This is a genomic window from Marisediminicola antarctica (genome assembly GCF_009930795.1).
In the GTDB taxonomy this organism is placed as follows: Bacteria; Actinomycetota; Actinomycetes; order Actinomycetales; family Microbacteriaceae; genus Marisediminicola; species Marisediminicola antarctica.
This window is the reverse complement of record NZ_CP017146.1, coordinates 2,702,873-2,725,985: the sequence shown is the minus strand read 5'-3', so window position 1 is coordinate 2,725,985 and position 23,113 is coordinate 2,702,873. Positions and strand designations below refer to the sequence as shown.

The following is a 23,113-nucleotide window of genomic DNA, read 5'->3' as shown; positions in this document are numbered from 1 at the left end:
GCGACTCACGCTTTCCCACTTGACCTTCACTGGCGCAAACGTGTCCCCGGCGTCGCTCGACTTCAGCCCGCATGTGACTGTGATCCACGGACCTTCGGACACGGGCAAGTCCTTCGTCGTTGATGCGATTGATTTCGTTCTTGGCGCAAAGGAACTCAAGGAGATTCCAGAGCGAGACGGCTACAGTCGCGTGTTGCTGGGACTCGAACTGCCAACGGGGGACCGCATCACGTTCGCTCGTTCCGTGGATGGAGGCGGCGTCGCACTTTACAGAAGCGACGTCCGCACTGAGCCCTCGGGCCCGCCTGACGAGGCGCTTTCGTGGAAACACAGTGCGTCCAGCACTGCCAATATCTCTCGCTTTCTGCTTGAGCAAGTTGGTCTCGATGAAAAGCGGGTTCGTAAGAACGCGCAGAACGAAACCCACATGCTCAGCTTCCGCGATCTGATGCGTCTGTCCCTTGTCGGTGAGACAGACATGCAGGCGGAAGTGGCGCCTGGTCTCAGCGGAAATCCGGTCAACAAGACCAAAGAGGTCTCAGTTCTGAAGCTGTTGCTCCAAGGGGAGGATGACTCTGCTCTCGTAGCGGTCGCGTCAGCCCAGGACCAAAAGCGACTCCGTGGCGCACGGCTGGAGGTCGTCGAGCGGATGCTTGGGCAGCTTGATGCGCAGCTGCAAGATGTTGCTGAGCCCGGTGAGCTTCAGAAGCAAATCGCGAAGCTGAACCAATCGATCGACGGGTACAGCGCGACAATCGGGGATATCGCAGAGGAACGCAGCGACATTCTCGCGGAGCGAACACGCGTCCAGGAGAGCGGGAGGGCCCAGCAGGTCGAGCATTCCGAAGCATTGGTGCTTCGTGCGCGGTTCAATCTCCTGTTGAAACAGTACGAGAGCGATCTCGCGCGACTCGGCATGATCGCCGAGGCAGGGAACCTGCTCGGGTACTTTCGACGTGGCATATGCGTCTTCTGTGGTGCTGAGCCAGCAAACCAACACCTCAACCTAAGTTGCGAAGGCAATACCACGAGTTTCGGGTCGTCGGTTGAATCAGAGGCACGCAAGACGCAAGTGCTCCGAGAAGACCTTCTGCTGACCGTTGAAAGCCTCAATGCCCGAATCAGTGAACTGCACGGCTCGATTGCGGACTCACGCCGCGAAGTCACGAAGTTGCAGGGCCGGGTCGAGAAGCTCGACCTTGCGCTGAGTCCCCAGCAAGGAGACTTCCGTGACCTGCTCACGAAGCGGAGTGAGATTGAGCGGCAGCTCGGGCTATACGAACAGATGAATTCATTGGAAGCCATGATTCGGAAGATGGCTGATGAGACTGACGCAGAGGTTGCAACGGCAGTCGCTGGTCTAAGTCTCACTGCCGTGCGGGAGTTCTCCTCCGAGATTTCGAAGCGTCTCACGGAGTGGGGATACCCCGACGCGGGCTCCGTCCGATATGACCGAAACGAGCAAGACATCGTTGCCGGGGATCAGCAGCGGTCTGCTCATGGCAAGGGAGTACGAGCTATCCTTCATGCCGCTTTCACAGTGTCGCTTGCGCAGTATTGCTTCGACCGCGAGCTACCACATCCGGGATTTATTGTTCTGGACTCTCCGCTCGTAACTTACCGCCCGCCAGATCAGCAGTTGGAAGGGGATGAAGAACCTCCTGAGAGTGTGGTTCTGGCGTTCTACCGCGACATTCAGGAGCATTTCGACGGTCAAGTGATCGTGATGGAGAATACCGACCCGCCGGAGCCGCTCGGATCAGACGCATACGACATCGCGTTCACGAAGCAAACCGGGATTGGACGATACGGATTCCTCCCTGTCGGAGTTGCGGAATCATCTCAGGATGTACTGTCGCTCGAAGCGGGTGATTGATCGCCCCTGCGTCGGTATTGATCTACCTGGGGGACCAAAAGGGGACCAGAACCATGCAAGTCATGGACCCCATGCTGCGCTGAGCAACTCTGGACCCGCGGAATCACGCGGGAACTTTCCCCAGGCGGGTGTTTTGGACGCCTGGGGGTCAGGGGGTCGCAGGTTCAAATCCTGTCAGCCCGACCAAAGGACTGTACTAAGAACTATTGAAAGTACTCCCGTAAAACAGAACGCTCCCGAGGAAACTCGGGAGCGTTTTGTGTTTTCGGCGGCGGTCCGCAGGTGGATGCCGGTGGCTGGTCCGATTTTCGCGGCTTTGGGCCGTTAAATGACGGTGGCGCCCGTTTCGGGGCGCGGCGAATTGTTCGGTGTGCGGTGGGGTGTGCCCTCTCGGGCGGTGTCGGGGGTGCCGGAGTGTTGGTTTAGGTTCGCAGGGGGCTGATGAGTTTGCCGAGGCGTTGGAGTTCGAGGGCGGACTCGCGGGCGAGGGTCTTTGTGTAGGGGTTGTCCCAGATGCGGTCGCGGCGACGCATGATCGGGTTCGTCGGCGCGGTGGTGCCGTGTTCCTCGTCCCAGAGGAACGAGGCGATCTTTCTCAGGTTGTAGTTGACCAGCAGGATCGTGATGAACAGTTGCGCGGCGGCGAAGCCGCGTACGCGGCGGCGTCCGGAGAGTTCCATCTGTTCGGTGCCGGGGTCTTTGAAGCCCTCGTGGAGGGACTCGATCGACTGGCGGGCGTGGGTGTGGAAGTTGTCCCATTCCTTGCTCTGGTAGGGGAGCGCCTGCTTCTGGCGGATGGTGTCTTGCTCGGTGAAGGTCACGGAGTGCTGTGTGCAGATGTTGTCGAGGAACTCGGGCACATCCTCCGGGTCCACGCCGGGGCGGGGTTTGTCGGCGGCTTTTGTGGAGATTTCCCGGACGGGGCAGGTGACGGTGGGGCTGTTGCCCAGCGCCGGACACATTTTCGGGGTGCGGCCCTTCGCGTCGGGTTTCTCCTTGTTGCGCAGCACAAACTGGGTGCGTTCCTGGATGCGTTGGCGGAAGGTGTCGTTGCCGATCTCGCCCGCCATGAACTGCTTGGTGGTGTCCTTGAGTGCCTGCGGGGTGCCGGGGCAGTAGACGTCACCCTCGATATACTCGGCGCCGGCCTTGCCGCCCTGCACGCCGAGCCGGTCGATGCGGTACTCAGTCGAGGGGGTGAAGCCGAGGTCGGCCACCGGCTGGTGCAGGCGTTCCACGGTCGCGTTGGCGAAATACTGCTTGTCCGCCGAGACGATCCCGGGAGGCAACCCCGTGTCCAGGGCAAACCTCATCACGCTGACGGCCTCTTCGGACACTCCGATGTTCGGCAGGCTCAGGGTGGCGGCCATGGCGATCTTGGGAAACCTTGTGCTGCCGGGCTGTTCGGAATCGACCCGCACGGACGTGTTGACTGTCATTCCCCAGACGAGCTTGACGTTATTGGCGCGGGACTGCCTGCCGGGGCTGGTCATGTCCCGCGTTCCCGGGGCGTAGTCATGCCGGGCGTCGTCGTCGTTTTTGGCATACCAGCCGTAGAACGGGTCGACGGGGCCGGACCGTGGTGCGACGGCGCCCTCTTCGGCTTCGGCTTGCACCCGTTGTGCCAACGTCGTCTTGGAGTAGCCCTTCCGGGTTGCCGGGGCGATGAAGGTCTGGTCGATGGACAGATCGATGTTCTTCGAGGCTCGACGAATCCGTCGCGGCTGCTCATTGAAGGTCATCAGCAGGAACGCGTTGGTGAAGGTGTCCAGACGCTTTTTCATCTGCACTTCCCGGCGCTCGTCGTGAGCGTCGAGCACCTCCTGAACCTGCGTGTAGGTGAGCGACCAGTAGCGCTTCATCGGATAGGGGTCCATCAGAGCGATGATCCGGTGGTACGCGTTGTTGGTGTTCTTCTCCCAACGCTGGCGTTCGAAGTGCATGTCGGATCGTTCCTCGCCGGGCGTCGGCAGGCCGAGCAAGGTCCTTGATTCTGGGGTGAGGCGGAACTGGAACACCAGGGAGAGGCTGCGCATGAACAGCGGTGAGTGCTCCTGTGCGAGGAGCATCAGCCCGACCAGGATCGCGTGGTCATAGATGCTCCGCGGACGCCCTCCGGCACCAGGCGTGGGATGGTCCTGCTCATGCCATTTGGCGAGAAGGCTCACCACGCCGGAGCTCTTCACCCTCGCGGACGCTGCCCGCACCTGCGCATTTTCGAAGGTGAGATCGAGCCGGCCGCGGGAGTCGACTTCCTTCTGGCTGAAGCCGCCGTACTTTTTGGTGTCGTCGATGCAGTCGATGTCGATGGCCATGGTCAGACCACCTCTTCGCCGATGACGCGACCGATGTAGTCGTCGAGCTGGTGCGTGCTGGTGTATTTCAGGTAGTGCTGGAAGGACTGGACGGAGGTGAACCCGGTGACGTCGAGCAGGATCTGCAGGGGCAGCCCGGCGTCGAGCTGGGTAACGATCCACCCGGAGTGCAGGCGTGCCGCGGAGGGGCGCGGGGTGCAGGGGTTGTCGCAGAGGAATCGCTGAAGCGTGTTGGGCGGGTACTCGTCGAACCGGTAGCCGCTGAACATGTTCCCGCTGGTGCGGACGCCGATGCTCTTGGTGAGGGTGCGGGCCCACTTGGCTCGGACCGGCACGCGTCGGGCGCGGTCGCCGTAAACGTTGACGAACACGCATCCGGCGCCGAACTCGACGTCTTCGACCTGAACGGCCATGAGTTCCTGCGCCGTCAGCCCGGCGCCGCCGGCGAGGCCGAGGAGGGCCCACGCGTTCTGCTGCTTCAGCGGCGTGGTCAGCGTGTTCGCCCACGAGGACAGCGTCGCTTCCTCAGCTGGCGTATAGGGGCGCACCCTCGGGCTCTGGTACGGGGTCCGCAGGCGACCCGTCGGCGCCCCGGTGAGGATCTCGCTGATCGTGGACAGCTGCCGGGCGGTGTCGAAGCGGTACGCCTCCGAGTGCTTTCGCAGCTTGGTGGCGAGGTAGCGGTGCACGAGAACATCGACGAACACCTTCTCCCCGGTGAGTTCGCATCCGGTGACCGTCCACGCCCAGCTCACATACAAGCCCGTCATCGTCATGAGCCGGCGCGCAGTGGCAAAGGTGCGCGGCGTCATCCGGAGCACGCATTCGATGACAAAGGGGCGCACGTGTGCCCAGTCGGAGTTTTGGCGGTTGGGCCGGTAGCCGCTGATGATTCGCCAGAGCACGTCGGGCAATTCAGGGTCGAGCGCGCGCAGCGCATCGACGATCGTGTCAGGGTCGGCAGGGACAGTGTTAATGAGTCGGTTGTTTTCCATGCCCAGTACGTGTGCGGCGCATTTTCGCCATCGCACCGGATTGCGACCAAATCATGTCCCTGATCGACCGTCGTCATATCATTTGTCCCGGTCAGCGGTGCTTAAAAGATTCTCAAAAATCTTTTGACGGAAGGTGTTCGGGCAGAAAACGCACGAGCTTGTCGAGTGCGGCGTAGTGCTTGAGCCCGGCGATGCGCAGCAGTTCGTCGGCCGGGGTGCCCCCTGCGAGGTGACGGACGAGCCAGGTCGCGCGCATCCGTGCCGGGCGCACGTCGAGTGTGGTGCGGGATCGGGTGAGGAAGTTCGTGACCTGCCCGGAGCCGGTGCCGGTCCGGCCCGGGCAGAACATCCACGAGTCCTCCCCGAGCTGATCGAGCACAGACCGCACCGTTCGAACCCAGCCGGGTTCCACGGGCACCACACGCGGAAGACCGCGCCAGATGACGACGGAGGCGGTAGCGGTCCCGTCGCAAGCAGTGTCGAACCCGATGTCGCCAGTTCGCACCTCGACGAGTTCCCGCGTCGGCAAGCCCGCGCCGAGGCCCAACGCCAGCAGGGCCAGGGCGTCACGGCTTCGATTCGGGGTGGACTGGGTATTCGCCCACGAGTACAGCTCCGCGACCCCCGCATCGGTATAGGGCGCGGTGGGTACCGATCGGGGGATGGGCCGGTGCGTGCCCGGCGCATCCTCGGGGTTCAACACCTCCGTCATCCGCCACAACGCGGACCGCAGGGTGGCCCGGCTGCCGCGGGCGGCGCCGGGCATGCCCAGGTGGATGAACTGCTCCACCATTGATCGGCGGAACACGCGGCCGCGCTCGAGCGGCACCCCGCGCGCCTGCCACGCCCACAACACCATTGGCGTCGCCGCCGCGAACAGATCCCGCTCGCTCCGTGCGCACGCCGCCAGGCTGTCGGCGACGGCGCCCCTGACGAACGCGCCAATGACATCCCAATAGGGCAAGGCCAAGATCGGCAGATAGGCCGGGCGCCCGACCGGTGTGGCCGTCATGGTCCCGCCACGGCGCGAGCGAGCCGGATGCGGGTGATGTCCGCCGCGATGCGCCGGGTGCAGGCTGCCCCCGGCACCTTGAGGTCGATCAGCACGACGAGCGGCAAACCGACCCGGCATTGCACGATCTCGAGAAGGGCGACGTTTCGCCCGTCGGCACGCATCGGCGCCGAGCCTGTGCTGCGGTCGGGTTGTCGGCGCACGAGCCTGCGGTCCAGATCGAGCAGGTACCGGGTGCCGGTGCGGGTGATGATCCGCCACCGCCCACCCGCGTCATCCTCCAGTGCGTGAATCACGGGCCCTCCGCATCGCGAATATGTTCCGACGTCGCGGGCGCTCGTCGGTTCCGTAGCTTCCACTCACCACCGTAGGAAATTCGCGCATTTCTTACCGCCGACTCATCGACAAAGAAATCGTGCGACCGCAGCCGGAAGCAGCGCCGTGCCGCGCATGAGCTCACCGAGACCACCACCTGGGTGGTCCGGGAGGGCACCACATGCACCACGAACACACGCCGGCAGGCCTTTGCCTGAAGGCCTTCACCATCTGGCAGGCCGAGGACGCATCCGACAGCTCGCTGGCCTACTGGATGGTCGACAACGACTTCTCGAACGCGCAGGGCATCAGCGCGCGCCCGCATAGCAAGCACGCGGTCAAATGGGTTTCAAGCCTGCACCGCTACGAGGCGTTCTGGCGGGCGGATGGTCGAAGCCCCCGCGAGAACACCCGCAACCTGACCACCCTGCCCACGTCGGAGCGACGCCTCGGCCAATGGGGTCGCTACCAGCGCCGGTTCGAGGAGAACCTGTGCCGCTACCAAGAGATCCGGCTCGACGTCTCACCCGCCTTCAAGTGGGACCCGCACGAGGAGGGCTGGCGCGCCCGCTTCGACGCGTGCACCAATCACCGGAGCAGCACTGGACGAGTGCCGTACCTCAACTCGAACGACCCCATCGAGTTCGCCCTCGCACGCTGGCTCGGCAGACAGATGCGGCAGCTGCAGCGCGGAACCCTAATGGCCACTCGCGCCGCGCGGTTGAAGGCGTTCATTGCGGAAGGGCCGACAATCTGACATCGGCTGTCGAGGCAGCACCGCTGCGCCAAGAGGTCGGCGGCATCCTTCGGCACGAGATCCTTGACGATGCGCTCCATGCGGCTGAGTGACTGCTCGAGAACACCCTGCGCGAGTGGTGCGGTGTGTCCCGTACCTTAAACAGGGAGCCGTCTCTCCGGCATGGAAAAGGAAGAGGCGTTCCTGGCGACGATCGCTGTCCGAGTGAGGATCGCTAAGGTTTAGTGGGACAGCTACAAATCACCTACTTACGAAATAGCCAAGTGATCATCGGGTGTCAGGAGTCAGCGAGGACCGAGTGTCGCTTGCTGACCGTATCCTTGCGTCGGGGGGATGAATGAAAGCAGATTCGGGCCATTGGGTCGTCTTTGGCGCGCCCGCCAGCCCAGCCGAGGACGCCGCCCTCGTGACGCTCCGTGATCTGCTTCCAGACACGGGCATCACCCAGGCCTGGGCGAACCTGACCTTCGTCGGCAACGACGGACGCGCCTCCGAGATTGATGTTCTTCTCCTGACCCGTTCAGGGTTGTTCCTCGTGGAGTTGAAGGGTTGGCACGGCGCCATCTCGGGCAACTCGTCGACATGGTTGCACAAGATCGGTGCGGCCACCCATCAGGTTCGGAACCCCTACATCACCGTCGATTCCAAGGCCAAGCGACTGGCCTCACTTCTCAAGGACACCGCCGCCCGAATTCCCGGCAAACCCCAGATCCCGTTTCTCCGGTCGACGGTCGTGCTCCATGGACAGAACTCCGTCGTCACCCTCGACGAGGGCGGACGCACGGGCGTCTGGGCCCTCGACGGTTACAACGTGCAAGGCCTGGGACCGGACCGAAATTTCACCGAATTTCTCCAACAGCCGCCAGCGCATCCGGGGGATGCTATCGACGGCCCCCGGGCAAATCAGATTCGCAAGGTCGCGGAACAGGCCGGCTTCGTAGCCATCCCGAAAATCCGAATGGCCGGACAATACCCGCTCGACAAAGCCGATCCACTCAGCGAAGGTCAAGGCTGGCAGGATGTCCTCGCGACGCACCCGACGCTGGGTGTGAAACGTCGCATCCGCTTATTCGATGTGCCGCGAGGAGCGTCCGCCGAGGCGCGCATCGAGATCGAGCAGCGAGCGAAGCGTGAGTACCTGTTGACGCATGGCTTCAGCCACCCCGGCATCGTCGCGCCTGTCGAACACCTCGACACCGACACCGGGCCAGCCCTCGTGTTCAATTTCGAACCGGATGCCGTGCCCCTTGACGTATTCATGGCCGGCACCGGCGCCGCCTTCGGGCTCGATGAACGACTCGCCCTGATCCGCAAGATCGCAGAAGTGCTCCGCTATGCCCATGGACGCAATCTTGTGCACCGGGCACTGACCCCGCTCCAGGTGTTCGTCCGCATCACCGACCGCGGCACCGACGTCTCCATCCGCGATTGGATGACGGGCCGAAAGCAGGGCGCGACCTCAACGACCAGCCTGACGGTGATCTCAGCGGGAGTCGACGATGTCGCCAAGCTGATCGCCGCCGCGAGCTGGATCTACCTGCCGCCGGAGACATTGAACGGCAACGCCAGTGCGCCGGTAATTCCGCTCGACGTGTACGGTCTCGGCGCGCTGTCGTACCTGGTGCTGACAGGGCGTCCTCCCGTCTCCACCATCAAAGAAGTCCAGGAGCGGTTCGCCGATTCGCCTTCATTCAATCCGCTCGCCGTCAGCCCTGAACTTCCGGAACCATTCGCTCAGGTAGTGGCGCGGGCGACACGGTTCGCTGAAGCCGACCGCACCGCGAGCGTTGAGGCGTTCCTGCAGGATCTCGACGACGCGATTGACGAGGCGACCACATCCCAAGCGGAGAACAGCCAACTACCGGTGCCGCGCGACCCCTTGGACGCGGAGAAGGGCTCCCTCATCGCGACCCGGTTCGAGGTACTCGAGCGGCGTGGATCAGGCTCGACCGGCAGCGCGCTCTGCGTCGATGACTACGTGCTCCTGCGCGACGGCCTCATCCTCAAGCTCGCCCGCGACGACGCGGCCGCCGGCCGCATCGAAGTGGAGGCCGAGACTCTGCGTGCCCTCGACCACCCCCGCATCGTGCGGCTGGTCGAAGGCCCGATCGACGTCGACGGACGGGTCGGAATCCTGATGACGGATGCCGGCCGCGAAACCCTCGCGGACCGCCTGCAGACCGAGGGACGCTCCACGATCGAGCAACTCGAGCAGTACGGCGATGACCTGCTCGAAGCCATGCGCTACCTCGAAACCGAGGGCATCTTCCACCGAGACATCAAACCCGCCAACCTTGCAATCTCACCCGACCCGGGAACCCGCAAGCCCCGGCTCACCCTTTTTGACCTGTCCCTGTCGAAGGAGCCGGTGCAGAACATCGCTTCGGGCTCCAGGCCGTACCTCGACCCATTCCTCGGGCGGGGTCGGCGGCGACAGTATGACCGCGCCGCGGAACTCTATGCGGTCGCCGTGACTCTGTTCGAGATGGCTGCCGCGGCACAACCCTGGTGGGAGCAGGGCGACGCCGCCCCCGTGGGCGACACCAATCGCGTGGTGCTGGTCGACAGCATTTTTGAGGCTTCAGTTGCCCCCGCCCTCGTGCGATTCTTCACGCAAGCGTTCGCTCCGGATGCGGCGGCGCGCTTCTCCAACGCCACCGACATGTCACTCGCCTGGCGGGACGTGTTCGCCCAACTGGGGACCACAGCCGAGAGTGACAAGCCCGGAGAAAGCGATCATGACGCGCGCGCCGCGGCCGCCCAGCTCGACACTCCGCTGGAGGAGTCGGGGCTGTCCCCGCGTGCCATCTCCGGGGTGGCGCGCCTGGGGGTGCGCACTGTCGGGGAGCTGCTTGGCCGACCCTCAATGGAGATCAACTCCATTCGGGGGCTCGGAGAGCGCTACCGCAAGGAAGTGCAGCGCCGCATCCGCGAATGGAACCCGCGGCTCCGAAGCACCACGCAGACACCCGAAGTAGCCGGATCGGAACAACGCGAGTCCGTCGAACGGCGCATTGACCGATTGATTCCGCGCCGCACCGCCCAGAATGACAGCGAGGTGGCGGCCCTCCACCTCGTGCTGGGTAAGCCCCGCGACATCGGTGAAATCGTGCCGGAATGGCCTACCCATGCCGTTGTCGGTGCGGAGATCGGTGTCACCGCCGGCCGCGTGTCGCAACTACTCGACGCCGCAACAAAACGGTGGCGCAGGTCCGGCACACTCGCGCCGGTCGTCGACGATGTCGTGCGCATCATCGTTGAGCGTGGTCATGTGGCGACCCTCGACGAGGTCGCCGCAGCCCTCCTCTTGGGCTATGGGTCCGCGGTTGAGGGCGAGAACCGGCTTCGGCGGGCTACTGGTCTGGTACGTGCCGCGGTCGAAATGGATTCCGCAGCCTCGGCACCCCAGCTGGCGGTGCGTCGGTCGCGTGCTGGCGATGGCGCCATCCTGCTCGCCGTGACCGATACCGTGCAGGTCGGCACCGTTGGCGCTCCCGCCGACGTCTATTTGAGCGCAGCAAGAAAACTCGGCACCGTCGTCGATGCGACCACGGCCGAACACGAAATCACCGCGGCCGCCGTCATTCGCGCCGCCCTTCGACGCACGATCCCCGACGACGTGGTCTTCGACGATCAACGACTGCTGCAACTGGCGGCGGCCTCCTCGAGCACCGGCGCCTTGTCCAGCCTGGGCGAGCTCTACCGCCGCGACCTCGACCCGTCGGCCGCTGTCCAAGCCGCGCTCAGCGGGATCGCTGTTCGGGAACTGACCGAACACGGCATCCGCCGCCGTGTTCAATTGCGTTTCCCGCTGGTCGAGCGCATCCCGGCCCGGCCGGGCCTGGACGCCGTGGTGCAGCGAACGCATCCGCATTTCGTGTGGCACCTCGACCGGTACACCGTTCGGGACACCACCGGATCGCGCTCGGCAACGAAGTCCTTCACCCGCCTTGAAGCGACCCCCACACCCGAGATCGACCGCGCTCTGGATGCCTCCCTCGTTCGGCGTTCGGCGCTCACCCTCGCCGCACACCCGCGCCAGTACGCGAAGGTGGCTCGCGTACTTGGAGGCCGGTACGGCGTGCAGTGCGTCGATCTCGCAGACGAACTCGTCCGCTGCGTTCACGCGCTGGCCGTGTCCAAGAAAGCGAACTGGGATGTCCTGCTCCGGGCCGACTCCCAAGATGAGCAGGCCACAGACTTTCAGAAGCTCAGCGGGGTCGTCGGGCAGGCGATGAGGGAGCGCTGGCGGGATCTCAGCGCCCGGCCTGACCCACTGCTATTCATCAATGCCGCACCCCTCGCCCGCTACGGGCTGACCGAGCTGCTTGCCGAACCCTTCGACCTGGCGCGCCCGCGACCCGCCGCCCGCTGGTTCTTGGTGCCCTTCCGCCCCTCGCAACCAGCACCAGACCTCGACGGCCATCCTTTCCCATTCGGCCCGGACAAATGGCTGACCCTGCCCCACGACCTTCGTGAACTCATTCCCCGCTCGACCGGAGACACCGCATGATCGACTCTTCCCGCCTGCTCACCGACCTCAAGAAGCAGCTGAAGCTGTTGGAGACGGATTTGCGCGCACGGTCGGAGGAACCGGGGCTGCCTTGGGCGCAGTCGCTCCGCGACGAATACGAACGGGCCTTGGGTCGGGAACGCACGGCACTGTCGTGGTCCGAATGGCGCGACGGAGAAGTAACTCTCGCGGCGGTCGCGTGGATCATCGCGGGCACCTTCATTCGCTTTGCAGAAGACAATAATCTGCTCGCGGGGGCTCGCAACGACGACATTGCACTAGCACTTCCCTGGATCACGGGTGTCGGCGAGAGCCTCGACCGTGCCGTCGAGAACCAGTCCGCGTTCTTCGCCGCCCAACCACAACTCAACGGCCGCGACTGGCTGCAGAGTGCCTTCCGCGTCCTCGCATCACTGCCAGCCGGTCGGGCGCTCGTTGATCCCCATCACAATCTGGTGTGGACCGTCGAGATCAGCGCCACCGCCGCCGACCAGCTCATCGCCTTTTGGAGGGAAACTGGCAGCGACGAGACCCTCGTCCATGACTTCACGGACTCCGCGCTTGACACCCGCTTCCTCGGTGATCTCTACCAGGATCTCTCCGACCATGCGAAAAAGACGTATGCACTGCTGCAAACGCCGGTGTTCGTTGAAGAATTCATTCTCGATCACACGCTCACCCCCGCCCTCGCCGAGTTCGGGCTCGACGGGCTGAAGCTCATCGACCCCACCTGCGGATCAGGGCACTTCCTCCTCGGGGCATTCGAGCGCCTCGATGAGGCTTGGAAGGCGCACGCTCCCGCGCTGGATGCGCGCACGCGCGTGCAAAAAGCACTCGATTCTATTCATGGAGTCGATCTCAACCCGTTCGCGGTCGCAATCGCCCGATTCCGTTTGACGATTGCCGCACTGAAGGCGTCAGGCGAGACAACTCTCGTTGCGGCGCCGGCATTCCACTACAAGCTCGCCGTCGGTGACTCCCTGTTGCGCTGGCAGGCGTCCGCTGCCACCCTCGAAATCGGTGACGAAGAGGAGACGTTCGCTTATTCGGGCGAGGACATTCGTGAGTATGCGGGCATCCTCGAGCCCGGTCAGTACCACGTCGTGGTCGGCAACCCGCCATATATTCAGGTGAAGGACAAAGCACTCAACCAGGCCTATCGCGAGTTGTACAGCACCTGCGCGGGCAAGTACGCCCTGTCGGTGCCGTTCATGGAACTTTTCTTTGAACTGGCCCGCCGCGGGGACGATGCCGGTGGGGCAGGCTATGTGGGCAAGATCACCTCCAACTCATTCATGAAGCGTGAGTTTGGAAAGAAGCTCATCGAGAAGTTCCTGTCCGGCGTTTACACCGGTAAGGGACACATCGACCTGACAGCTGTGGTCGACACCTCAGGCGCCTACATACCCGGCCACGGGACTCCGACCGTGATCTTGTTCGGTCGCCCGCGAAAGCCTGTCAGCTCAACAGTTCGTGCCGCCCTCGGCGTGCGCGGCGAGCCCGGCCAACCCGCCGACCCGGCGAACGGTCTGGTCTGGCGGGACATCGTGGACCACCTCGACGAGCCCGGATACAGCGGCACGTACACCACCATCACCGACCTCGAACGAACCACGCTGGCACACCACCCCTGGTCCCTCAGCGGCGGTGGAGCAGGAGAGCTAAAAGCGACCATAGATTCTTGTCGCATTTCGACGCCGGGATCACTCGCATTCAGGCTCGGGGTCTTCGGAATCACGGCGGCGGATGACGCATTCATAACTACTATTAATCAGGCAAAAAGGTTCAATGAGCCTGCTGGATTCCGGACGATCGTCGTTGGTGACATCGTTCGCGACTACAATCTGGTCGACGCTCAGCCGACATTCTTCCCTTACGATCATCGACACGAATTGCTCCCGCTCGACACGTTTCCGAGAGTGGCGCGCCAGATGTGGGCCCTTCGAAATGAACTCGGAAACCGCGCCACCTTCTCGAAGCAGACCTACTTCAAAGAGGGGCGGCCATGGTACGAATGGCATCAATTACCCAAGGATGATGGAGCCCACGAGTGGGCCATTACATATGCGTTCGTGGCGACACACAATCACTTTGCCCTCGATAGGGGCAACAAAGTTTTTGGTCGAACTGCGCCGATCATCAAACTGCCGGCTGGCGCCACCGAGAACGATCACATCGACCTCCTCGGCATCCTTAACTCCTCCACCGCCTGCTTCTGGCTCAAGCAGGTCAGCCACAACAAGGGTGGCCCGGGGGGTGGAAGCAGCAAAGACGAGAAGTGGCGCGATTTCTATGAGTTCACATCTACTAAATTGGCGGAGTTTCCTCTCCCAGCAGTCTTCCCCACGGCGCAGGCACAGTTGCTCGATGAGCTGTCTGAGGCGCTGCACGCAGCTTCCCCATCCGCTGTGCTTCAGCGCTTGTTCGAAGGAACGGGCGCGCAACCCACTAGCGAGGCACTGAAAGACGCGGAGAGGCTCTGGATGTCGGTTCGAGCTCGAATGGTCTTTGAGCAGGAGGAACTCGATTGGGGCGTCTACTCGCTCTACGGACTAACATCGCAGAACGCGCTTGCCACATCCGAAGTAGAAGACGAGCGTCGGCTCCCCCTCGGTGCGCGTTCGTTTGAAGTTGCCCTCGCTCGAGGGGTTGCAGCGGGTGATGTAAAAACCCGATGGTTCAGCGATTTTTGCGAGGTTGAGCGGACCGATATTCCCCTCGACTGGCCGGAAGAGTATCGCATGCTAGTCAGCAATCGTTTGCAGGAAATCGAGTCCAACGGAGCCATCCGGCTTCTCGAATCACCCGACTTCAAGCGCACCTGGCAGACCGATTCTTGGGAGAAACAACTGGCGTCAGCTGCCCGAGATCTCGCGCTGGACCAACTTGAGCAACGTGAGTATTGGCTCGATGCTCAGGGGCGTCCGGTTCCGCGATCCGCCGCGCAGTTGGCCGACCGTGCGCGCAATGATGCAACACTGCGGAGTGCTCTCGAGATTCTCGCCGGCACACCGCACATCGACCTGCAGCAGGCAATCACGGCGCTCCTCGCCGCGGAGAGCGTGCCTTCTCTCGCCGCCCAACGATACAAACCATCGGGGCTGACCAAGTTCCGCGACTGGCAACGGGTCTGGGAGCTGCAGAGAGCCGAGGACCGCGGCGAACAGGTAGCCATCCCCGTGCCCCCGAAATACGCCCCCGGCGACTTTCAGAAGACCACGTACTGGAAGGCGCGCGGCAAACTCGATGTGCCGAAGGAACGCTTCATCGCCTACCCGGGCGCTCTGCTTGTCAACGACGATTCCCCGATCTACGGCTGGGCTGGCTGGGACCACGCCGCCCAAGGGCTCGCTCTCGCAGTGCTCGTTGGCGAGATGGCGGCCGGCGGGGCAACGTCTGCGCAGCTCACCCCGCTACTGGCATCCATGGTGGAACTCGAGCCGTGGCTCGAGCAGTGGTACGCCGAGATCGACCCGGCCTTCGGACAGAGCCCGGCGGCGGCCATCTCCGGGACGCTGGACATGCAGCTTGCCCGCCACTCCCTCACGAGGGATGACGTCACGCGGTGGAGCCCGCCACCGTCCACCCGCGGACGCGTCCGCACCGCTGCACCTGCCCCCACACTCATCGACTCGGAGGAATCCCTGTGAATGACCTCACCCTGCGCACGCCGCTGCGCGACCTGCTCACCATCCCTGAGAAGGTAGACGCTTCCGACTACGTGTTGCGCCTGCATGAGGGCGTCGCCCAGGCTGACCGCACCGTGGCAGATTACGTGATCACCGATTCGATCGCCGCGTCACTGGATGACGCGCTCGGCCTCGTGGAGCGCACCCTCGCCGAGGGCAAGGCCAAGGGCACCTTCATCCACGGCTCCTTCGGCTCCGGCAAGTCGCACTTCATGGCGGTGCTGCACCTACTGCTCACCGGCAACGTTCCGGCCCGCCAGCTTCCGGGACTGCAGCAGGTGGTGGCCCGTCGGAGCGGGGTGTTCAGTCGTAATCTGCTCGCCATCGACTATCACCTTCTCGGTGCGGAGTCCTTCGAGCAGGCGCTGTTCAAGGGCTACCTCGACACGGTTCGAGCGAAGCATCCCGACCGCCCGCTGCCGGTACTGCATGCGAGCGATGCTCTGTTCGCGGACGCGCAAAAAACTCGTGAGCTGATGGATGAGGAACGATTCTTCGCCGCCGTCAATCAAGGCAACGACGATGGGTGGGGGGAGCTCGACATGGCGTGGGATGCCAGCTCCTTCGACGCGGCGCTGCGGCTGCCGGCGGGGCATCCCGACCGCGCCGATCTGGCGCAGACGCTGATGTCGACGCTGTTCACGGGCTACCAGCAGTCCGGCGCCTGGTTGGACATCACCGACGGGCTGAAGGCGATGACCGAGCACGCTCGCGACCTCGGCTACGACGGCATCTTGCTCTTCCTCGACGAGCTTGTGCTCTGGTTGGGACAGCATCTGTCGGACACCAAGTTCATTCAGAGTGAAACGTCCAAGGTCGCGAAGCTCGTCGAAACTGGACTCTCGTCGCTGCCCATCCCGATGATCTCGTTTGTGGCGCGCCAGCGCGACCTCAAGGCCTTTCTAGGTGGGGGCGGTGTCGGTGCCGAGCAGGAGGCGCTCGGGCAGTCATTCCAATGGTGGGAAGACCGCTTTGAGAAGATCGAGCTGAAGGCCGCCGACCTTCCGAAGATCGTCAAGCAGCGACTGCTCACCCCGGTAGGCGTGGAAGCCGGCACCGTACTGCGGCAGGCGTTGGACATCGTCAAGCAGGATTCCTCCGCGTGGGGCTACCTGTTGACCGACGAAGCCGGATCCACCGAGCGCGATTTCGCCGATGTGTATCCGTTTTCGCCAGCGCTTGTCGATGCCCTGGTGGCGCTCTCCTCGCTCATGCAGCGCGAGAGAACGGCGCTGAAACTGATGGGCGAGCTGCTCGCGGCGGGGCGCAGCGTGCTCACGGCCTCCGACGTCATCCCCGTGGGCGATCTCTTTGACCCGGTCGTGCTGGGAACGGTGAAACCGCTCACGGAAGACATGCGTAAACACTTCGCCGTTGCGGGTGACTTCTACCGGAACAAAATGCGGCCCTATTTGCTGGGCAAGCACCGCCTCAGCGAGCACGACGTCGACGCGCAGCCGCGCACGCATGCCTTCCGCACCGAGGACCGCCTCGTGAAGACACTGCTTTTGGCCGAGCTCGTCCCCGAGACGACGTCCCTACGCAATCTGTCGGCCGCTCGTCTCGCCGCCTTGAACTACGGCACTATCAACGCCTACGTTCCCGGCGCCGAGGCGCAACAGGTGGTCACCTGGGCCAAGCAATGGGCCCAGGAATTCGGTGAAGTGTCCCTCAGCGCCAGCGCTGATCCGATCATCGCCATTCGTCTGGCCGGTGTCGACTATTCATCGATCCTCGAGCGGGTGCAGGCCGAAGACACCCTCGCCAATCGCCGGGAGCTCATCCGGTCCATGATCACCCAAGAACTCGGCCTCGATGGCGGTGGCCTGGTGCGCGAACGGACCCTGTCGTGGGTCTGGCGCGGCCACAAACGCGACGTCAGCGTGCTGTTCGGCAACGTGCGTGACCCTGCGGAGGTACGCGATGATGACCTCATCGCCGATGCCGACTCGTGGCGACTCGTGATCGACTTCCCGTACGACGATGACCTCCATTCGCCCACCGACGACATCGCCCGGCTGAACGGGCTGAAGGGCACCGGTGTTGAGAGTGAGACGATCGCCTGGATCCCGAACTTCTTGCACAGCGATCGACTTAACGACATCGGCAAGCTGGTCACCCTCGAATACGTGCTGAAACCCGCCCAGTTCGACCAGAATGCCGCTCATCTGTCCGTCGCCGACAAGGGTCCGGCGCGCAACGCGCTCGAAAACCAGCGTGCGGCCCTGCGCAGCCGCGTGCACGACGTGCTGCGGCAGGCCTATGGGGTGAGCGCGGCCAAGGGTGACGATATCGACCGGCAGCTCGATGGCAACGAGGTGTTCTCGACGCTGTTCCCCGGGTTGACGATCCAGCCGCCGGTTGCGGTCACAATGAAGGACGGAATCCATGCGGTCCTCGATCAGGCGTGGGCGAGTCAATACCCGGACCACCCTGACATCGAGCCGGGATTCACCGAGGTGCGCCCCGCCGAAGTGAGAGCCACGCTGGAGCTTGTGGCACGCGCGCACGCCCATGGCGGGCGACTTCAAGGACTTGATGGCGCTTCGCAGAAGCTGCTCCGCCGGATCGCCGTGCCGTTGCGACTCGGGACACTACGCGAGAACGTTTTCGCGGTGTCGCCGGCAACCTTCGGCTGGCGGGACGATTTCGTGCGATGGAGCTCGGGCTTTCCTGCCGGCGTGACTGTGGGTGCGCTGCGCGGCGAACTTGATCGGTGGGGTATGTCGCCCGTGATGGAGGACGCCGTGTTGATCACGTGGGCGCTGTTGAGCGATCGCGAATGGGTTCGGGGGATGGCCGTCGTCGACGCCCCGCCCGCGGGCACCCTCACGCCGGACCTGATATTGCGTGCGGCAAATCTGCCATCTGAGCAGCATTGGGCATCAGCGGTCTCCCGGGCCCAAGTGTTGTTTGGGATTCCGCCGGAGCCGAATCTTGTGTCGACGGCGGTGCGTCGGCTGGGGCACAGCATTGCCACGGAGGCGGCACGGTGGAATGCGAATGCGGCGCCCCTTGTGGTTGAGCTGGAAGCCCACGCGAGCGCGCTCGGCATCGACCGGGATGCGCCGCTTGGTCGGCTGGCCACGGCCCGGCGGGCGCGAGATTTACTGGCCGACCTTGTCAAGGAGCGCGACCCGCGCGTCATCGTTGAGGTACTCGCGGCCGCAGCCTTGCCCGACGAGGCCCAGAGCATTGCGCGTTCGATCACCACGGGTGGTGACATCAGCAGAGCTCTGCACGGCGCTGATTGGAGTGCTATCCACACCGCCGGAGTCTTTGATGACGGTGCTCTGGATGCCGCGATGGCGGCGCTGCGCGCGGCGGCCGTAGCGGACGAACTCCACGCTCCGCTGCTCGCGCGATTCACCTCGGCTACGAGGCAAGCCCAGGACGCCTTAATCCGACGAGTGCAGGATCAGACTCCCGCGCCGGCTGCGACTCCCGCGCCGACTCCCATTGCGGACATTGTTCCCACCCCGGTGCCGAGTCCCGTTCCGACGCTGGTTGCAGTGGACGATATTGAGCTTGATCTGGGGGATTCTCTCGAGCAGGGACTCAGCGACGTCACGGCGAGCATCCGCGCCCGACTGGAAAAAAATCCCGGCAAGCGCGTGCACATCCGTTGGTGGTTGGAATGACCGCGGCGCGGTACGCCCCTGTGTTGACGGAGGCGATTATCCGTGAGCGTGCGGCAGTGCTGGTGAAGAAGCCGGACACGAGGATTATGCTGCTTCGGGCGCAGCCGCGCTGGTTGGGGCCGCCGGAGCTGAGGATTGGCGATCACACGGTCAAGGTCGCGGCCGGGATCTCGCAGCTGGCCGTACTCGACGCGTACAGCAGTCTCGGGGAGGACGAGTACCTCATCGTTCTCACGGACCGACTCGACCATGAACTCGGGAGTGCCGTTCGAATCCCCGCCGACCGGCAGACAGTGCAAACGGTCGACGAGTCCAGCCTGGTGCCGGCGTTATTCGGTGCGACCGAGGCGGATCCGAGACTGCGTGCGGTGGGCCCGTGGTTGCCCGCTGCCTTGCTGGAACACCGGCCACCCCAGGGATGGCCAACTGTCCCGGCGGGCGCGCTCACTGCCGAGTTCGCGGTACGCGCCCTGCTCGAGCAGGTACTCGGGCTGCCCGTCACGGGCACGATCGATGCCCTGCTGCTGCTGGAGCAGCTTGACGGGCGGGCCGCTCGCCGACGCTGGATCACGCTCGACGAGGCTGTCCGTGCGGGGCTCACCGCGGCCGCCGGCAGCTACCTTGGCGACGTTGCGTCCCTCGCACTGACAGCGATCTCGGCTGGCACGGGCGTATCGGTGATCTCCATCGGGCTGGCAACGGACGTGCTGTGGCCGAGCGTCAGCGACGCCGCAGGATCGGTCGACCAGATTGCGGCCCGAACCAGGCTGGAACGCATTGTCGGCGCGGGTATCACACCGACCAGTGCTCGGAGCTACGCGGACGCCGCCGTCGCCATCCTGTTGCGACGAGATGCCGCCGACGATCCGATCACCACACCGATCATCGCTCAAGCCGAGGCGCTGCTGACCGACCAGGGCTGGGCCGCTGGGGCCGCCGAATCATTGGTGCTGACGGCCGGGCTCCGGCAGCGCCTTCGCACTGTCGCCCGCCAGATCAGCAATTATCTCCAAGACGGCACGGCCACCTCCGCGGCCGCAGTCGAACAGGCGCTGACCTCCGTGAGCAGCCATCTGCTGGCCCATCGTGCCCCCGATGAGGCCTTCGCGGCGCACATGGCGGTCCGCCTCATTCGGTGGCTGGCCGTGGGCGACACCGGTGCGGATGCCGGAACCCTCTCCGGTTTGCTCGAACGGTATGCCGCTGACGGAGGCTGGGTCGACCGTGCCCTTGCCTCGGTGTGGAACGGGTCGTCCGATCCGGAGGTAGCGGCCGCATACGGTTCCCTCGTCACGCGGGTGCGCGCGCTTCGGAACGCCCAAGACATTCGGGCGGCCAGCATGCTGACCGGCGATGCTCCGGCAGGTGCGGCTGCGATTCCGGTGGAGGCGATGCTGCAGCACACCATCTATCCGCTCGCGCAGGCGTCACCGGTGCTGTTGATCGTGCTCGACGGCATGAGCGTGGCGGTTGCGACCGAACTTGCCCAAGACATTGCCCCCACGGGATGGGTCGAACTCGTCCCCGAGGAAAGCGGACGCCGCGCGGTGGCCCTGGCCGCTCTCCCGACGGTGACGACCTACTCTCGGACGTCATTACTCGCCGGGCGGTTGCTGGCGGGACAGCAGGACACTGAGAAGAAACAGTTCGCTGCCGCCATCGAGGGCGTGCTGTTTCACAAGAACGACCTTCGTGCCGACGGCGGCGTACTCCTGCCGGATCCGGTGACAACCGCCATCGCCGATCGCAAGCAGCGTGTCATCGGCGTGGTGCTGAACACCATCGACGATGCCCTCGCCAAGCACGACCCGGGCGGAACACGCTGGACACTGCCCCAGATTCAGCACCTACGGGCACTTCTCAACGAGGCGGCCCTGGCGGGCCGGGTCGTGGTCCTCACCTCGGACCATGGTCACGTCATCGAACGCGGTGGGGAGCACCGCCCGGTGGCGGGCGCTGGCGGACGTTGGCGCAGCGTGGAGGGTGGTCCCACGGCGAGTGATGAAGTCATGGTTACCGGTTCGCGGGTGCTGGCCCCGGGCGGCAGCGCCATCCTCGCCCGCGCGGAAGGGCTGCGGTACACCGCGAAGGCCGCCGGGTACCACGGCGGGGCGAGCCTGGCCGAGCTCACCATTCCCGTGCTCGTCTTCCGGCGGCAGGAACAACCGAGTGTCACCGGCTGGGTCGATGCCGTGCCGCAGAGCCCCGCATGGTGGAACGAGGCGAGCCGATCGCTTAAGGTGCCGCCGGTCTCCGCTGGTTCACTGAAGCCGTCGAAGAGAGCCCCAGTCGCTGCGTCTCAGATCGCTTTCGATATTGGGGCGCCCTCGGACGAAACCCCGGTCGGCGTATCGGTGGGCCGCCGCGTCATCGCGAGTGAGATTTTCGCCACACAGCAGGCTCGGGCGGGGCGTCATCCACTCAACCCGATCGTTGTCGAGACCGTTCTAGACCTGCTTCTCAGCCACGACGGTCGGGTTCACAAGGACACGCTCGCGGCCGCGGCCGGCATCGCGGCGAACGCTGTCGAGCCAACGCTGGCCGCCTTGCGACGCCTGCTGAACGTCGAGGGCTATGAAGTGGTCGCCACCGACACCGACGGGCAGACCGTCCTGCTCGACGTGCCGCTGCTGCGCGAACAGTTCGGACTCGGCACTAGCGCATGACTGCGGAGCTAAGCGCGCGGAGACGCCGGGACATCATCGATGCCTTGCGGCGCGGAACGGTGCCGCAGCGGGGCCTCGACGTGATGGCAGTCGGCCTGAACCGCTTCGAGGCCACGATCGCCTCCGAGCTGGATTCCGCGGCCGGCGGCGGGGCTCAGTTCAAAGCGATTCGCGGAGAGTACGGCTCAGGGAAGACCTTCTTCGCCCGGTGGCTGAGCGAAAACGCCAAACGCAAAGGCTTCGCCACCGCCGAAGTGCAGATCTCGGAGACAGAGACGCCGCTGCACCGGCTGGAGACGATCTACCGGCGCATCATCGAAAATCTTGCAACGTCAGAGGCGCAGCCCAGCGCGTTCCGGGAAGTCGTCGACGGTTGGCTGCACGTCCTCGAAGCCGACGTGATCGAAGCCGGAACGAGCGCCGCAGATCCGGTCGCGGTCGCCGCCGCCACCGATGCGCTCCTCGAACGCAGACTTGTCGCGGTGAGCAAGGCCGCCCCGGCCTTTGCCGCCGCACTCCGCGGCTACCGAGAAGCAACGCTGAACGGCGACATCGCTCAGGCCGACGGTCTGCTGTCCTGGCTGGGCGGCCAACCGCACGTCGCTGCGTCCGTTCGGCGGCTCGCCGGTGTAAGAGGGGAGCTGGACCATTTCGGCGCCCTCGGATTTCTCCAGGGACTGCTCACGGTGCTGCGGGACTCTGATTATGGCGGCCTGATCGTGATTCTCGATGAGGTCGAGACTCTTCAACGTGTCCGATCCGACGTTCGCGAGAAATCGCTGAACGCCTTGCGACAGTTGGTCGACGAGATTGACTCGGGCAGGTTCCCGGGGCTGTATCTCGTGATCACCGGGACGCCGGCCTTCTTCGATGGCCAGCAAGGGTTGCAGAGACTCCCGCCCTTAGCGCAGCGGATATCCGCAGATTTCTCGGGTGACCCTCGGTTCGACAATCCGCGCGCTCCCCAACTCAGGCTGACGGGCTTCACCCAAGACTCGCTGTGCGAACTGGGTATCCGCGTGCGCAACATCTATGCGGCCGGCGCCGATGCGACCGATCGGGTGCGCACGCTCGTGGACGATGACTACGTTGCTGAGCTGGCCAATGCTGTGGCCGGGCAGCTCGGCGGCCGCGCGGGAGTGGCGCCGCGCCTGTATCTTCGCAAGCTGATCGACGTGATGGATCGCGTCGACCAGTTCAACGACTACCGGCCGCGGCGGGACTACCTGCTGACCGTGTCGGCCAGCGAATTGAATGACGTGGAGCGCGAGGCAGCGCACTTGGGAGACCTTCGGGCTGCCTCTTCGGTCGACGACGTCGACCTGGGGCTCTGA

At 64.4% G+C, this 23,113-nt stretch carries 11 protein-coding genes; 7 read left to right on the top strand and 4 right to left on the bottom strand.

All coding sequences use genetic code 11. The features are described from left to right. Positions 1 to 19 precede the first annotated feature (19 nt). Positions 20 to 1,876, top strand: a complete 1,857-nt coding sequence (locus BHD05_RS12655) for an AAA family ATPase (protein ID WP_161886751.1) — start codon at positions 20 to 22, stop codon at positions 1,874 to 1,876. A gap of 422 nt (positions 1,877 to 2,298) precedes the next feature. Here BHD05_RS12655 and BHD05_RS12650 read toward each other — a convergent pair whose 3' ends face one another. The 4 genes from BHD05_RS12650 to BHD05_RS12635 all read right to left on the bottom strand — a co-directional run bounded on the left by BHD05_RS12650 (position 2,299) and on the right by BHD05_RS12635 (position 6,494). Continuing rightward, positions 2,299 to 4,191, bottom strand: a complete 1,893-nt coding sequence (locus BHD05_RS12650) for a hypothetical protein (RefSeq protein ID WP_161886750.1) — start codon at positions 4,189 to 4,191, stop codon at positions 2,299 to 2,301. A 2-nt stretch (positions 4,192 to 4,193) separates the two neighbouring features. Beyond that, complete coding sequence (locus BHD05_RS12645; RefSeq protein WP_161886749.1) at positions 4,194 to 5,186, bottom strand: hypothetical protein; 993 nt, start codon at positions 5,184 to 5,186, stop codon at positions 4,194 to 4,196. 112 nt (positions 5,187 to 5,298) lie between these two features. After that, on the bottom strand, positions 5,299 to 6,198 hold the full coding sequence (locus BHD05_RS12640) for a hypothetical protein (RefSeq protein WP_161886748.1): 900 nt from the start codon (positions 6,196 to 6,198) through the stop codon (positions 5,299 to 5,301). Continuing rightward, the gene (locus BHD05_RS12635) at positions 6,195 to 6,494 is read right to left on the bottom strand and encodes a hypothetical protein (RefSeq protein ID WP_161886747.1); all 300 of its coding nucleotides are present in this window, start codon (positions 6,492 to 6,494) and stop codon (positions 6,195 to 6,197) included. Before BHD05_RS12635 ends, BHD05_RS12640 begins: the two co-directional genes overlap by 4 nt. 200 nt (positions 6,495 to 6,694) lie before the next feature. Between BHD05_RS12635 and BHD05_RS12630 the strand changes: the two genes are divergently transcribed. The 6 genes from BHD05_RS12630 (at position 6,695) to brxD (ending at position 23,113) form a co-directional block, all read left to right on the top strand. Next, complete coding sequence (locus BHD05_RS12630) at positions 6,695 to 7,270, top strand: helicase associated domain-containing protein (RefSeq protein ID WP_161886746.1); 576 nt, start codon at positions 6,695 to 6,697, stop codon at positions 7,268 to 7,270. A gap of 337 nt (positions 7,271 to 7,607) precedes the next feature. Further along, positions 7,608 to 11,783, top strand: a complete 4,176-nt coding sequence (gene pglW / locus BHD05_RS12625; protein ID WP_161886745.1) for a BREX system serine/threonine kinase PglW — start codon at positions 7,608 to 7,610, stop codon at positions 11,781 to 11,783. Next, positions 11,780 to 15,433, top strand: a complete 3,654-nt coding sequence (pglX, locus tag BHD05_RS12620; protein WP_161886744.1) for a BREX-2 system adenine-specific DNA-methyltransferase PglX — start codon at positions 11,780 to 11,782, stop codon at positions 15,431 to 15,433. The genes pglW and pglX overlap by 4 nt, the downstream gene beginning before the upstream one ends. Continuing rightward, entirely contained in the window at positions 15,430 to 19,113 is a 3,684-nt protein-coding gene (locus tag BHD05_RS12615) for a DUF6079 family protein (protein WP_161886743.1), read from the top strand. The genes pglX and BHD05_RS12615 overlap by 4 nt, the downstream gene beginning before the upstream one ends. Beyond that, on the top strand, positions 19,110 to 21,779 hold the full coding sequence (pglZ, locus tag BHD05_RS12610; protein ID WP_161886742.1) for a BREX-2 system phosphatase PglZ: 2,670 nt from the start codon (positions 19,110 to 19,112) through the stop codon (positions 21,777 to 21,779). Before BHD05_RS12615 ends, pglZ begins: the two co-directional genes overlap by 4 nt. Further along, on the top strand, positions 21,776 to 23,113 hold the full coding sequence (brxD, locus tag BHD05_RS12605; RefSeq protein ID WP_161886741.1) for a BREX system ATP-binding protein BrxD: 1,338 nt from the start codon (positions 21,776 to 21,778) through the stop codon (positions 23,111 to 23,113). Before pglZ ends, brxD begins: the two co-directional genes overlap by 4 nt.

What these genes read in the sequence shown, in the direction of transcription:
- BHD05_RS12630 (WP_161886746.1), top strand. Translation starts at nt 6,695, where the DNA reads ATGCACCACGAACACACGCCGGCAGGCCTTTGCCTGAAGGCCTTCACC.
- BHD05_RS12650 (WP_161886750.1), bottom strand. Translation starts at nt 4,191, where the DNA reads ATGGCCATCGACATCGACTGCATCGACGACACCAAAAAGTACGGCGGC.
- pglZ (WP_161886742.1), top strand. Translation starts at nt 19,110, where the DNA reads ATGACCGCGGCGCGGTACGCCCCTGTGTTGACGGAGGCGATTATCCGT.
- BHD05_RS12645 (WP_161886749.1), bottom strand. Translation starts at nt 5,186, where the DNA reads ATGGAAAACAACCGACTCATTAACACTGTCCCTGCCGACCCTGACACG.
- pglX (WP_161886744.1), top strand. Translation starts at nt 11,780, where the DNA reads ATGATCGACTCTTCCCGCCTGCTCACCGACCTCAAGAAGCAGCTGAAG.
- BHD05_RS12640 (WP_161886748.1), bottom strand. Translation starts at nt 6,198, where the DNA reads ATGACGGCCACACCGGTCGGGCGCCCGGCCTATCTGCCGATCTTGGCC.
- brxD (WP_161886741.1), top strand. Translation starts at nt 21,776, where the DNA reads ATGACTGCGGAGCTAAGCGCGCGGAGACGCCGGGACATCATCGATGCC.
- pglW (WP_161886745.1), top strand. Translation starts at nt 7,608, where the DNA reads ATGAAAGCAGATTCGGGCCATTGGGTCGTCTTTGGCGCGCCCGCCAGC.